Origin of the sequence: Flintibacter hominis (assembly GCF_014287965.1) — a bacterium.
GTDB classification, from domain to species: Bacteria; Bacillota; Clostridia; order Oscillospirales; family Oscillospiraceae; genus Lawsonibacter; species Lawsonibacter aceti.
Window position 1 is genome coordinate 545,985 of record NZ_JACOPO010000001.1, and the last position, 13,867, is coordinate 559,851.

Below are 13,867 nucleotides of genomic sequence, written 5' to 3' on the forward strand. Positions count from 1 at the left end.
GGCTGGAAAAGAGTCGGGGCAGCCTCGGCTCTTTTTTATTGAATATATTATTGACAAACAATAATTTTTTTGATATCTTATATTTAAAATTATTGTTAAACAATAATTGAAGGGCGGAATAGATATGAAGAAAAAACTGTGGATGCTAACAGGGGGAGCCATTCTGGGGCTGCTGGCGGCTCTGGCCGGAGGGCTGTTGTCCGCCAAAGCCGGGTGGAGCACGATGAATGACCCTCTCCTATCAGTAGGGCGGGGTCTAAGGGTGCTGTCCCTGTCTGGCTTTGGGGGCGACCTGCTGGCCTGGTTGGTAGTCCTGCTGGTCAGCGGGGCGCCCTTGCTGCTCCTGACTCGGATAGGGAAGAAGGGCAGAGGGATGGAGGATCTCCTTCTTGGCTTGATGGCCCCTGTGATCTTCTGCTGGCTCTTTTATTTGGCCAATCCGACCCAGCTGGGGGAGACCGCGTCCCAGATCTTCCCCTTAGCCGGAGGGTGTACGGTGCTGTCTATGGGGGCGGCGTGGCTGGTTTTGAAGCTGCTCCGGGGCCTGGATGGGGCACCCACCCAGCGCCTGGCTGCCGCCTTTGGGGCGCTGCTCTCCGGCTGTGCCCTGCTGTGTGCCTTTTCCGTGGCCTACGGAGGGACCGCCGGGGTAGCTGCCCAGTGGGCCCAGGTGGTGGAAGGCAACACGGACCTTGGAGGGCTGACGCTGCCAGTCCTGATTGTTCTGGGGGTGCTGAACGCCGCCCCCGGCCTGCTGGTAGCTGTAACTATGGTTTGGGGCTCCGAGCTGGCCCCCGTCCTGGGGGGCGGCACCTTTGACCAGGCGGGGGCGGAGCTGTGCGGCCGTGTTGCTCTGGCCTGCAAGACGGCGGCGCAAGCTACTGTGACGCTGACTGTCTTTGCCAACCTGCTCCAACTGGCCCTGGTGGGGGAGCTGCTTTCCGCCAGCTTCTCCATCACCCTCCCGCTGTTCTCACTGGCGGCCTCCGCCGGGCTGTTTCTCCTGTGCCGCTGCCTTCAGCGGGGGGCGGTCCTCCAGGAGGACAACGACTCCATCATTTGAGGGAAAGCTATGGCGATCAGAGTATATTTGAGCGACGTGCTGAAGGAGCGGGGCATGACCTCTAAGGAGCTATGTGCCAAGGTGGGAATTACCGAGGCTAACCTGTCTATCTTGCGCTCCGGGAAGGCCAGCGGTGTGCGCTTCCACACCATCAATAGGATATGCTACTATCTGGACTGTCAGGTGGGGGACATTCTCCACTTTGACGGACGATTGGAGGACAAAGATGAAGAAACTGTGGACTAAGGGGAAGACAGGAGCGGCGGTCGTCCTGCTGGCCTGCTTTCTGGCGGCCCTAGCCGCCAGCACTTCTGGCAGCCGACTGGCCCGGCCAGAGAGGGAGGACCCCGGAGCGGACCAGTTTATCGGTTTTCACATGGTATTGGAGAAGATGCCGAAGGAGGGGGAGGAGATCCCGGTGGACCAGAGTCACTGGGTGGAGTACGGCACAGAGGAAATGAAAACAGAGGACTTCGGCACCCTGTCCTTTCCCAAAAAGATTTTAATTGGACGGTTTACCGACGATCCTCACGGACAGGACTATGAATTTCCAGGTCTGCCTGGCCTGAACTGCTTTTTGGCCGAGGAGGAGCTGGAAGAAGGCGGTACTCAATATGCCGGTACCAGCGGCCTGGCGGGCGCTCATATTAAAGTGGGCGATGAGGAAGAGTCCATCAGCGGAACGGTCTACTTTGGACCGCCTTTGGATGACAGAAACTGGAATACAAACGAGTTTGACTACTGCTGGACTGCCTATCAGGTGTACCAGATGGAGGATGGCACGGTCTATCTGGACGGCAGTGGAAACAGCTACGGCGGTATGGGGGGATTTACCACTAAGGTCACAGACACCCAAACCAAGACCGCCGATGGGGAGGAGGAAATATTCTCTTTTACGGCGGAAGTAACGATGGAATCTGTGGAGCGGGTGACAGAGCTGGAGGTCCGCTGGTACGGAGAGGAGGAGCTGCTGGACCGTAGGACGCTGACCATGGAGGAAGTGGGAGAGGGGCTGTCCCTGGAGCGGCCCCAGGGGGCGGTCTGGGCCCTTGTGACCCAGAGGGACCGGACTGGAGACACAGAGCGGTCTGTCTACACTCTGGGGACGGAAGCGGGCGCTTCCCACCAGCTGGTCCAGCTGGATGAGCGGGGGATGGGCCGCGTGGTTTATCTGAATTTGGATTAGGATCGGCGGGAGAGGGAAAGGACCCTCTCCCGCTGTCCTGTTTGGGTCCAAAACCGGTCTGGACATGCTGCGGGGGAGCGGAGGGGAAAAGTCAGAAAAAATTTTAGGGAAAATCATTGACATTTGGGGTATGACCGGATATAGTGTATCTCGCTATCCGTGAAAACCCGGCCCCCCGGATGTCCACAGCGAGCGGACGCCGAACCGGGTGAATAAATCGAGGGAGCTGACAAGTTTTTATCAGACTAAAGGGGGATAAGCGAGATGTCCAAGGAGCTGATCCGTCTGTCCAACTGCACCATGTCCTTTGACGGCGAAGTGGTGCTGGATGGAATCAATTTGTATATCAACGACAAGGAATTCCTCACACTGCTGGGTCCCAGCGGGTGCGGCAAGACCACCACACTCAGAATCATTGGTGGTTTTCAGACGCCCACCTCTGGCGATGTTTTTTTTGACGGTGTGAGGATTAATGCTGTTCCGCCCCATAAACGGGCGGTGAACACGGTATTCCAGAAGTATGCCCTGTTTCCCCACCTGAACGTATATGAGAACGTGGCCTTTGGCCTGCGTATCCCGAAGGCGGATGATAAGGGGAAAAAAGTCAAGCTGCCGGAAAAGGAGATCCACCAGCGTGTCATGGAGATGCTGGAGGTGGTCAACCTGAAGGGCTTTGAAAAGCGGCACATCAGCCAGCTGTCCGGCGGCCAGCAGCAGCGGGTGGCCATTGCGCGGGCCCTGGTGAACCGGCCCAAGGTGCTTCTGCTGGACGAGCCCTTGGGCGCCCTGGACCTGAAGCTGCGCAAGGATATGCAGAATGAGCTCAAGCGCATCCAGCAGGCTATGGAGATCACCTTTATTTATGTTACCCACGACCAGGAGGAGGCCTTGGCCATGTCCGACACTGTAGTGGTCATGGACGGCGGCAAGATCCAGCAAATCGGCACTCCTGAGGACATCTATAATGAGCCGAAAAATGCCTTTGTGGCCGACTTTATCGGTGAGTCCAATATCATCGACGGCATCATGCGAGAGGACGGAGTGGTGGAGATCTTCAACCGGCGGTTCCAGTGCCTGGACGGAGGCTTTGAGAAGGACGAGGCGGTGGATGTGGTCATCCGGCCCGAGGACGTGGATATCGTCCCCGAGGACCAGGGCCAGCTGAGGGGCACGGTCACCAACGTGACCTTCAAGGGAATGCAGTACGACATCATCGTAGACTTCTATGGCTTCAAGTGGCTGATCCAGACTACCGACCTGTCCCCCGTGGGCAGCCGCATCGGCATCAAGATTGATCCCGATGGCATCCACGTTATGAAGAAGAGCCAATACTCCGGGATGTTTGGCGACTACTCCTCTTACTCCGAGGAGTACGAGGAGATCGGCGACGCCTCCCTGGAACCGGACGAGGCGGATGGGGAGGACGGAGATGAAAAGGAATAAGCTGCTTTCCCTGTTTGCCGCCCCCTATGTGTTGTGGATGGCGGTATTCACCATTGTCCCCATCTTTATGGTGGTGTTCTACGCCTTTACCACGGCGAACAGCGCCGAATTGATCGCGGCGGGCAACTGGAGAGAGGCGTTTACCCTGGATAATTTTGCCCGGATGGGTACCTACGCGGTGGTTTTTACCCGCTCCTTCAAGCTGGCCATCATTGCCACGGCTATCTGCGTCCTCATCGGCTATCCCTTGGCCTACTTCATGGCCAAGGAGGGCCCCGGCTTTCAGAAGATGGCCATGGTCATCATTATGCTGCCCATGTGGATGAACTTCCTCCTGAGGACCTACGCCTGGATGTCCATTCTGGACAACAGCGGCATTCTGAACCAGTTTTTCCAGGCGGTGGGCATCATAGATCTGGGCAATTTATTGAATGGCTGGCTCAATGATGTCTGCGCGGCCATCAACACGACGGTGCTGCCGGCCCTGAAAGATCTGCCGGGGATCGGGGAACTGCTGCCAGCCGATTTCCTGCTGGATGTAGCCCGGCCGACCAATATGAAGTTTTTTAAGCTGCTCAACACCCAGGGCGCTGTGGTGCTTGGCATGGTTTACAACTACCTGCCCTTTATGATCCTGCCCATCTATTCGGTGCTGCTTAAGCTGGACAACTCTCTGCTGGAGGCAGCCAGGGACTTGGGGGCCAGCTCTGCCCGGGTATTCCGGAAGATTACCCTGCCCCTGTCCCTACCCGGTGTGCTGTCCGGCATTACTATGGTGTTTGTTCCGGCCGTTTCCACCTTTGCAATCTCCAAAATGCTGGGCGGCGGCACCCAGATCATGCTGGGTGACCTGATCGAGATGCAGTTTCTGGGCAACGCCTACAACCCGAGGCTGGGCTCGGCTATCTCCCTGGTAATGATGGTCATTGTGGTCACCTGTATGTGGATTATGAATCGCTTTGGAGAGGGCGAAGAACAGGCGGTGACGCTATGAGAAAAAATGGTATCGCTTCCCGTGCCTTTATGGTCATGGTGTTTCTGTTCCTGTATGCCCCTATCTTTCTGCTTATCATCTTCTCCTTTAACGAGGGAAATAGTAACGCGGTCTGGCAGGGCTTTTCTCTAAAGTGGTATCAGGAGCTGTTCAAGGACCGGATCATTATGCAGAGCGTATATACCACGCTGACGGTATCCCTGATCGCCACAGTGGTATCTACTGTTGTGGGCACCTTTGCCTCCATCGGTTTTTACAATATGCGCCGGCGTTGGCGGGAGCCCCTGGTGACGGTCAACAACATCCCAATGATCAACGCCGATATCGTCACCGGCGTGGCGCTGTGTCTGTTCTTCGTGGCTGCCTTCGGCGCCTGGAACGGTTTTGTGGAATGGATGGAAACGACCCATCGGCTTACCGCGCCCAGGCTGTATATGGGCTTTGGCTCCTTACTGATCGCCCATATCTGCTTTGATATCCCACATGTGGTGCTGTGCATCATGCCCAAGCTGAGGCAGATGGACGGCCACCTCATCGACGCGGCCCAGGACCTGGGCTGCACCTGGATGCAGGCGTTCTGGAAGGTCGTGGTGCCCGAAATCAAGCCGGGCATTGTGTCCGGCGCGCTCATCGCCTTCACCATGAGCGTGGATGACTTCGTCATCTCCTACTTTACTGCCGGCTCCTCAGTGTCCACCTTGGCCATGACTATTTACGGCATGACTAAGAAGCGGATTACCCCTAAGATCAACGCCATTTCCACCCTGCTCTTTGCTACGGTGCTGCTCCTGCTCATTATCAACAATGTGAGGGAAGCCCGATTGGAGAAGGCCAGAAAGCAAAGACGATAATCACCCTATTTTGTTCTCAGGGCCTGCCGGCCTGGAGATATATTCTTAAAAATTACTGGAGGAATGATAAATTGAAAAAAATCGCAGCCTTGACCCTCGCCATGACCATGGCGCTGGGCCTGTTCCTGTCCGGATGCGCCATGGAGGACAATGGAGGGGATACCGCGGGGAGCGGCAGTACCGGCAGCGCGGGCAACAACAGCAGCGGCACCAACACCGGAAAGCGGGTCGTCAATGTGTGCAGCTGGGGTGAGTATATCGACACAAGCCTGATCGATGAATTTGAGGAGAAGACCGGCATCGAGGTCAACTACCAGACCGCCGAGAGCAACGAGGCGCTGTATTCTACCCTGGCCCTGGGCGGAGCGAACTATGATGTTATCGTCCCCTCTGACTATATGATCTCTCAGCTGATTGAGGAGGGGATGCTTCAGGAGCTGGACTACAGCAAGATCCCCAACTTTGAGAAGATCGACCCACGATTCCGGAATCTGTCCTATGATCCAGAGAATCTGTATACCGTACCGTACACCTGGGGTACTTTGGGCATCATCTATAACACCACTATGGTAGACGAGCCCATTACCAGTTGGAGTTCTATGTTCGATGAGAAGTACGCCGACAATGTGGTGATGATCCGCAACTCCCGTGACGCCCTGGGCATTGCGCTGTACTATCTGGGCTACTCCGTCAATACCACTGATGAGAGTGAGATCCGTGAGGCCTATCAGCTGCTGGCTGATGCCAACGCCAAGGGCGTCTATCAGGCATTCTATATGGACGAGATCTTCCAGGCCATGGAGCGGGGCAACGCCGCTATCACCGCCTATTACGCCGGCGACTACCTGACCATGCGGGAGAACAACCCTGATTTGGCCTATGTGGTGCCTGAGGAGGGTTCCAACTGGTTTGTAGACGCCATGTGCATTCTGAAAAACGCTCAGAATGTGGACGAGGCCCATGAATGGATCAATTTTATTGCCTCCACCGAGGCCAACCTGGCCAACATGGACTATATCTGGTATGCCTCTCCCAACAGCGAGGCGCTGGAGCAGTACCCCGCTTGGTACGAGGAGCAGTACGGCGAGCCTCTGGATATGGAGCTGTATGAGATTATGGCCGCTCCCCAGGAGGTGTTGGACCGGTGCGAAGCCTATCTGGTCACCCCGCCCGATATCCGCAATCTGTACAACGAGCTCTGGACTCAACTGGGTATTAACTGAAACAGGCCCGCTATCTCTGAAAAGAGATAGCGGGCTTTTTATGTGGCCGGTAAAAACCTTAAGAGGGGATGGAGGACTCAATTAAGATCAGGGGGGAGACCGTCGTTGGATACCGATAGCTAGAGAAGAGATACCTCTGGCAGTGAAAAAGAATCGGGAGTATACTATTGATATTCACTTCTTGACTACGGTGCGGGATAAGGATATCTGTTATAGAAGAAAAAAATTGCTTCCGCAACCGCCGGTTGCGGAAGTTTCAACCATAGTTGATAGTATGTAACTAGGAATGGCGGTATAGTGCTTATAGGGAGGGAAAGAAGATGTTGTCTGAAAGGATCTATCAGTTCAGGCGGAACAGCGGGCTTTCTCAGGAACAGCTGGCGGAGAAAATAGGCGTTTCAAGACAGGCTATCTCCAAATGGGAGAGTGGAATATCAACGCCTGAATTAGAAAAACTGTTAGCATTGAGCGAGTGCTTTGACATTACTATCGACGAACTTGTGAAAGACGAGGCATTTACTCAAGGGACAAATGAAGTGCCACAGGAACTAGAAAAAACCAAAGATCCAAAAGCAATCGAAATGAAAGTGGGCATAGGGCTTTGCTTGGTGGGTGCTATCTGTCTGATCCTGTTCGGAGCTATGATGGTTTTGAGTCCAAGCGCAGCGGAACAGCTTAATGCTGCTTCAACAGTTACTTTGAGCGGATCTGGTATACTTATCATTCTCTGCGTGCTTTCGATGGTTATAGGATTAGCACTAATATTGCGAAAAAAATGAATTGGGGGGCAGGCATATGAAAAAGTTGAGTTATTTGTTCACGGCGCTCGCGATTGTACTATCTGACATAATGTGTTTCGTGGTTGCCTATCATTACCGTGATATGCTTTGCGGTATTGAGCACTCCTGCTACAGCGCGCCGGCCAGCGTTGCCTTTCTGTATGCCGTTCCGTTTAGCGTTGGGATCATCATATGTACGGTTGTGGCATATACGCTTCATAAAAAATAATATAAAGAGGCCCCTCCCTGGAGGGAAGGGCCTCAAATTGGACTGACAAAGACTTATGCCTTTTTCTTGATGGGATGGCGGATCACTGTTTTCCACCGTTCAGGCGCCACTTTTCTCGCGTCGGACAGATAGATCTCGTGATGCAGGCGGTCGGCTGTGAGATCTGTCACATATCCATGTTTTTCTAAATATTCCTCCATCAGAGCCACGGTCTTGGGCTCCTCGTCAAATGGGCCAAGATGCATGATCTGGACGCACAGACCCTCATGGATCGTCAGGAATTCGGCCGATGAGCAGTCTATCCGCTTCTTCTTCTCAGCAGTTTGGACTGCCCAGCCAAAGTGTTCTCTGGTCACAAAATCCGGCAGACGAATGACGGAGATCCAGTGAAAGTCCTCTTTACGCCCATAGCCCGCCCCGGCTGTACCGCCCTGCCACCAGAACCCTTCCAGTGGGGGAACGACATACTCAAAAAAGCCCTCAATCTTATAATCGCTCTTGTAGCTCATTTTTAACGTGTACGCAACGGCATATAGGATACTGATCGCCCGCTGGTACGCGCCGCCCTCTGCATTGGGATCTCCCTCGCCTCTCACTGCGATGTAGTTGGTGGACGGGACCTCTACGATCTCCGGCCTGTCCTTTGGCATATAAAATTCTTTGAATTCTTTTTTGAAATCAAAGGCCATATAGTTGTCCTCCTTATGCCACTGGTGTGTGCCCCGGTCAGTGGGGCTTCAATGATGGGATATTTGTAACTATACAATATTTTTAGGCTCTCTTCAAGGTGGGGAACAGGATCAGAGAACGGCTGCCGCGATACCCATGGATATCCAGGACACCTTGCTGGAATGTACCATAGGCCTGTTCATGGAAGGTTCATGAATTATTTGCAGTTCTGTGAAAAATTCCCTGGGCGTACATGGTATCCTAAGATTAGGTCAAGGGTGGATACCCGCTGACCCATTCTTTGAAATGACGGACAATGGGCCGTCTGGGCCGATGACGCCCTACTGCGCCGGCCCCCGGACTTCTCTATCAGGCAGAACGCCAGGAGAAGGACCGGCCCGCTCACTGCTGCCCCTCAGCCGGCCTCGGGGCGGCAGACCAAAAATACCCCGCCCGCGGGTTTGATATACAGGAAAGACGCCCCCTGGATAACCAGGGGGCGTCTTTAGTCAGTAGGGGAGTGGAAGAGAAGACGGTAGTAATCTGTATCCAGAATGGAGGCGGAATAGGCCACCCGATTTTGTACCTCATTGACCAGGGGGACCAGGGCCTCCAAATCGGTTTCGCTGCCGTCCCAGCGGGTGAACAAGTCGTCGGAGGAGTTGTAGTAGCCCCGCTCGTTAATAAAGCTGTAATCGGCGAAAATCACCAGCTCCGGGCTGTCGGACAAAATGTCCGACCCCATGAGCAATCTGGAGTCATATTCCAAATCAAAGAGGTTAGATAGGGTTGGCATTACGTCCAGGCTGGAGCAGTATTTGTCCACATAGACCGGCTCCTCCAGGTCGGCGCTCCACAGGATCAAAGTATTTTCATAGATCTCAAATATTGGGTCCACCGGGTGGCCCAACAACTCGCTGTACTCCTCGTCAGTGAGGCCGTAGGGGTAGTGGTCGGCGGACAGGACAATGACCGTATCCTCCAGTTTTCCCGCCGCCTCCAACTGCTCTACCAGGCTCTCCACAGCCAGCTCCAGCTCGATTTGGCTGGCAAGATAGCACTTGACCGGGTCGCTGTACGGCAGGTCCTTGACCTCGTCCCAGTGGCGGGCAGACATGATATTCTCCTCCAGCGTATAATTCAGGTGGCCGCTGACTGTCAGGCAGTAGACCATGAACTGGTCCTCATCCACAAACATGGGGACAATGGTATCCATCATCATCTCGTCAGAAGGGGGAAAAATCCGCCCAGCAGCCAGATCGTCGGCAGGAATCACATCCTCCGCCCGTAACCCCTGATTGATGGCATAGTACTCATAGCCCATATTGGAGTGGGATAGATTCCGGTCGTAGTAGTCGTAGAGGTAGTCGTGGAAGGCCATGGTCCGGTAGCCTTCCTTGCGGAATTGGGTACCCAGCGCGAAGGGCATATAGTTGTCCGAGGATTGGGAGTAGCTCCAAACACCCGACTTGGGGATCAGACTGGTAGTGGTAACATACTCACCGTCCGAGGTGGATACTCCCCACAACGGGGTATAGAAGTTCTCAAATACAAAGCCCTGGTGGGACAGCTTCCACAGAGTGGGGGTGCGCTGGGGATCCATGGCCAGGGTGGAAAAGCCCTCTGCCACGATCCAGACCAGATTTTTACCCTTAAAATAGCCGGTCCACTGGTTTTTAGCCGTGGGTTCCCGCTGGGAGAACCACTGATGCATCGCCAGCATATCTGCATCCGTTTCCTGCCGGATGAGAGTGTCAAAGGGGAGGTCCATCACGTGGTCGCCGCTGCGGTTTGGCGTGGAACCGTTCACTTCTGTGCCGTCAGGCTCCTGGGAGATATCCGGGTCGGCAGGTTGGTCTGGGTCGATGCCAAAGAGGACCCGGCGGATCTCCAACTGTGTCTGGGTCATCATGCCGAAATATTGCGTTTCCAGAGCCGGGACAGCGGCCTGGGTGTAGATATACCGCAGGGACATGGCGCCGCCGCTGCACAGCAGCACGATGCACATGGTGGCCAACTGGATAGCGGCGGCCATGACCGCCCATCGTCTCCTCTGGCCCCGGACCAGAGGAGGATGGTCTGGGACTAGCCGCTGGCGAAAGAGGAAGGACAGAATCACCGGAATGGCCATCATCAGCACAGGGAACCAGTTGACTAATACCTCCATGGTGGCCATATCGCCAAAGGCCCCGGCGACCATCGCCATCTTGGTCAGAGAGAAGATGGTCAGAAAGGTCTTGAACAGGTGATAATAGATGGCCTGGGCCCCGATCCACAGGGAGAGGAGCAGCGTGAGCAGAGGTAACAGGACCCGGCCCTGGCGGGGGGGCAGGCCGCCGCACAAGAGTCCCAAGAGGAGGGCCACAGGCAGAGTGAACAGTAGGGTGAACAGCATTCCAACAGGGGACAGGGAGTAAAAGCAGTACAGCTTCAAGAATAATTCTTCATAGTAGATGACCGCGGCGAAAAACAGGGAAGGGAGGGCAAGCCTCCGCCACCGCTCTGGGATAGGAAGGCCCCGAAGCGGAACAGATCCGTTCATGATTAAGATCCTCCGGCTAAGAAATGTATTTTTATTCTAGTCCATTCCCGTTAGGCTGTCAATGCAGGGAAGGCGGAGAGAAAAAATTTAAGATTTTATGCCCTGATAAAAAACCGCTCAAAAATTGTACAATATGAATAAAATATGGAGAGAAATAAGGCGCTTTTTGACCTGAAGATAGCAAATACTACTTGCAAATTTTTCTACAATCTGATATGATAGCGATGATATTAATAGATTGTTCATAATTCCCGCAGGTTTACACCAGGGAGCCTCTGTGTTCAACAGGGCGATCACACAAAACAGCCGTCCTTTGTAAGTCTGGCTGTTTTACTATGTCTGTGGGCGGGAGCTGGAAAGCGAGGATACCTTGTCCCGAATGAGTCAACTGGCGCTGGACCGCTTGAAACGGGCCTATGCCGCCTATTACGATATTGAGGATATAGAAGACGGTACTCCGCTCAAGGCGCTGTGCGCCTATCATATGCGGGATAGCCAGTATGTTCTGGTCAAAAAAGCGGAGCTGTGGGCGGCGGAAAACCATGAGTATCTCTATCTCTGTGCGGTGGACCACCTGGATGAGGGGGCTGTGGACCAGATCTTTCAGCGGGTGCTGGAGGACGGAGAGCCCCGTGTGCACCCCCATATACAGCATATGTATACCTATCTGACGGCGGTGACGCTATATGACAGCGCCGAGCCCCAAGCCCTGGCCAAGCTGAGGAAGCTGAAGAAGCGCCGGGAATATAAGCTATCGCTCCATGGATGGATGGAGTTTAGAATAGCCGCCGTGGACCTGTCCACGGGAGAAATCACTGTCAACCGCGCGGGAAGAGCGATCCAAAAAGATCTGAAGCGGCTGACAGGGAGTATCATCTCTGCATATCATTTAGGAGAGGAGAAAACGCAATGAATGCAATGTTAGTTGTTATCGTTGGCATCGCCATTTTGATCGTAGGCTACATCTTCTACGGCGGCTGGCTTGCCAAACAGTGGGGTGTTGACGACTCCAAGGTCACCCCAGCTCATGAGCTGGAGGACGGCATGGACTACGTCCCTGCCAAGGCCCCTGTCCTGATGGGACACCACTTTTCCTCCATCGCCGGCGCCGGCCCCATCAACGGCCCCATCCAGGCCGCTGTCTTTGGCTGGGTTCCTGTGGTGCTGTGGGTTCTGATCGGAGGTATCTTCTTCGGCGCTGTCCATGACTATGGCGCCCTGTTCGCCTCCATCCGCCACAAGGGTCAGTCCCTGGGTGAAGTGGTGGCACTGAACATCGGTGAGCGGGCTAAAAAGTTGTTTCTGACCTTCTCTTACCTGACCCTGGTGCTCGTGGTGGCCGCCTTTGCCTCCATCGTGGCCAGCACTTTCCAGGCCACCTATGTAGACGGTGTGGTGGATGTGGCCGCTTCCGGGACGAATGCCTCTGTGGCTATGATTTCCCTGCTGTTCATTATTATGGCTATTCTTTTTGGCTTTTTCGTCTACCGTCGGGGCGCTTCTCTGTCCGTAGCTACCATCGTGGGCGTCATCGGTATCGTGATCTGCCTGGCCATCGGTCTGAAGTGGCACCCTATCTACCTGTCCAACACCGCTTGGATGTGGATTATCGGTGTGTACATTCTGATCGCCTCCGTGGCCCCCGTGTGGATTCTGCTCCAGCCTCGTGACTATCTGTCCTCCTTCCTGCTGTACGCCATGATGGTCATCGCGGCCGTGGGCGTGATCGGCGCCGGCCTCACCGGCGCGGACGCCGCTCATATGGATATGCCCGCCTTCACCGGCGCATATGACACCATCGCCCCGACCGGGACCTCTCTGGGCTATGTCTTCCCAGCTCTGTTCGTTACCATCGCCTGCGGCGCCATCTCCGGCTTCCACTCCCTGGTGGGCTCCGGCACCACCGCTAAACAGCTGGACCACGAGCGGGACGCCAAGCCCATCGCCTACGGCGGTATGCTCATCGAGTGCGCCCTGGCTCTGATCTCCCTGTCCGCCGTGTCCTTCATCTGGAACGAGTACGCCTCCGGCGAGATCGTAACTCCCACACAGGTATTCGCTACCGGCATCTCCCGCATGGTCGCCTCCATCCCCGGCCTGGCTGGCGCCCAGAGTACCATCAGTTCCCTGCTGGTCCTGACCGTGTCCGTGTTCTGCCTGACCTCTCTGGACACCGCCACCCGTCTGGCACGGTACATGTTCCAGGAGTTCTGGCTGGAGCCCGGCCAGACCTATAAGGATGCCACCGGCTTCAAGGCCATCCTGTGCAACCCCTTCGTGGCCACTGTCATCACCGTGGTGCTGGGCGTTGGCCTGGGCATGACTGGCTACTCCAAGATCTGGCCCCTGTTCGGCGCAGCCAACCAGCTGCTGGCCGCTCTGGCCCTGCTGACTGTGTGTGCCTGGCTGGGCAACATCGGCCGCAACAACAAGATGTTCTATATCCCCATGGCTTTCATGCTGGTGGTCACTCTGACTTCTTTGGTCCAGACTATCACCACCCAGGCTGGTAAGATTATGGCCGCTGGCGGTATGCCTCTGGACAAGGCCGGCAATTTCGACTGGGCTCCTTATGCTCAGTCTATCTTGGGTGCCGCCCTGTTTGTGCTGGCCATCGTACTGGCTGTGGAGGGCTGCAAGACCATCTTCGGCAAGAAGAAGGCCGCCTGATTTTTCCATCCGAACGACAAAAGCGGACCCGGTACGCCGGGCCCGCTTTTTGTTGCGGTGCCGGACCAACTGTGTTATGATTAAGATAATCTGGAAAAGGTGAGTCAGCGGCCGGTGAGGGAGCGCAGCGCTCGGTTACTGTGTTCCTGCTGGTCCTGACAGCGGCCTATGGAGATTTCCTACATGTGGATGCCACAGGAGGTTTCACCTGTTTCCTC

The 13,867-nt window shown here is 55.1% G+C and carries 12 protein-coding genes; 10 read left to right on the forward strand and 2 right to left on the reverse strand.

Translation table 11 applies throughout. From position 1 onward, the window contains the following. Window positions 1–124 precede the first annotated feature (124 nt). The 8 genes from H8S11_RS02615 (at window position 125) to H8S11_RS02650 (ending at window position 7,539) form a co-directional block, all read left to right on the forward strand. Window positions 125–1,063, forward strand: coding sequence for a hypothetical protein (locus H8S11_RS02615; protein ID WP_186852081.1), 939 nt, complete (start codon window positions 125–127; stop codon window positions 1,061–1,063). 9 nt (window positions 1,064–1,072) lie between these two features. Next, on the forward strand, window positions 1,073–1,309 hold the full coding sequence (locus tag H8S11_RS02620) for a helix-turn-helix domain-containing protein (RefSeq protein ID WP_186852082.1): 237 nt from the start codon (window positions 1,073–1,075) through the stop codon (window positions 1,307–1,309). Next, window positions 1,290–2,249, forward strand: coding sequence for a hypothetical protein (locus H8S11_RS02625; protein ID WP_186852083.1), 960 nt, complete (start codon window positions 1,290–1,292; stop codon window positions 2,247–2,249). Before H8S11_RS02620 ends, H8S11_RS02625 begins: the two co-directional genes overlap by 20 nt. Window positions 2,250–2,513: 264 nt before the next feature. Continuing rightward, window positions 2,514–3,692: an ABC transporter ATP-binding protein gene (locus H8S11_RS02630; RefSeq protein ID WP_147572142.1), complete on the forward strand. Its 1,179-nt coding sequence runs from the start codon at window positions 2,514–2,516 to the stop codon at window positions 3,690–3,692. Further along, window positions 3,679–4,686, forward strand: coding sequence for an ABC transporter permease (locus H8S11_RS02635; RefSeq protein ID WP_243200895.1), 1,008 nt, complete (start codon window positions 3,679–3,681; stop codon window positions 4,684–4,686). The genes H8S11_RS02630 and H8S11_RS02635 overlap by 14 nt, the downstream gene beginning before the upstream one ends. After that, window positions 4,683–5,537 carry an ABC transporter permease gene (locus H8S11_RS02640; RefSeq protein ID WP_147572143.1) on the forward strand — a complete coding sequence of 285 codons (855 nt, stop codon included), beginning with the start codon at window positions 4,683–4,685 and terminating at the stop codon, window positions 5,535–5,537. The genes H8S11_RS02635 and H8S11_RS02640 overlap by 4 nt, the downstream gene beginning before the upstream one ends. 71 nt (window positions 5,538–5,608) lie before the next feature. Then, window positions 5,609–6,760, forward strand: coding sequence for an ABC transporter substrate-binding protein (locus tag H8S11_RS02645; RefSeq protein WP_243200896.1), 1,152 nt, complete (start codon window positions 5,609–5,611; stop codon window positions 6,758–6,760). Window positions 6,761–7,080: 320 nt separating this feature from the next. Further along, window positions 7,081–7,539: a helix-turn-helix domain-containing protein gene (locus H8S11_RS02650; protein WP_147572144.1), complete on the forward strand. Its 459-nt coding sequence runs from the start codon at window positions 7,081–7,083 to the stop codon at window positions 7,537–7,539. A 282-nt stretch (window positions 7,540–7,821) separates the two neighbouring features. Here the strand turns inward: H8S11_RS02650 and H8S11_RS02655 are convergent, their stop codons facing one another. Together H8S11_RS02655 and H8S11_RS02660 are read right to left on the reverse strand one after the other, a co-directional pair. Further along, complete coding sequence (locus H8S11_RS02655) at window positions 7,822–8,457, reverse strand: GyrI-like domain-containing protein (protein ID WP_147572145.1); 636 nt, start codon at window positions 8,455–8,457, stop codon at window positions 7,822–7,824. 485 nt (window positions 8,458–8,942) lie between these two features. After that, the gene (locus tag H8S11_RS02660) at window positions 8,943–10,979 is read right to left on the reverse strand and encodes an LTA synthase family protein (RefSeq protein ID WP_186852084.1); all 2,037 of its coding nucleotides are present in this window, start codon (window positions 10,977–10,979) and stop codon (window positions 8,943–8,945) included. Between the two features lie 379 nt (window positions 10,980–11,358). On the opposite strand from H8S11_RS02660, the gene H8S11_RS02665 reads away from it, so the two are divergent. After that, window positions 11,359–11,892, forward strand: coding sequence for a DUF8052 family protein (locus H8S11_RS02665; protein WP_186852085.1), 534 nt, complete (start codon window positions 11,359–11,361; stop codon window positions 11,890–11,892). Then, on the forward strand, window positions 11,889–13,649 hold the full coding sequence (locus H8S11_RS02670) for a carbon starvation CstA family protein (RefSeq protein ID WP_147572148.1): 1,761 nt from the start codon (window positions 11,889–11,891) through the stop codon (window positions 13,647–13,649). The genes H8S11_RS02665 and H8S11_RS02670 overlap by 4 nt, the downstream gene beginning before the upstream one ends. Window positions 13,650–13,867: the final 218 nt, after the last annotated feature.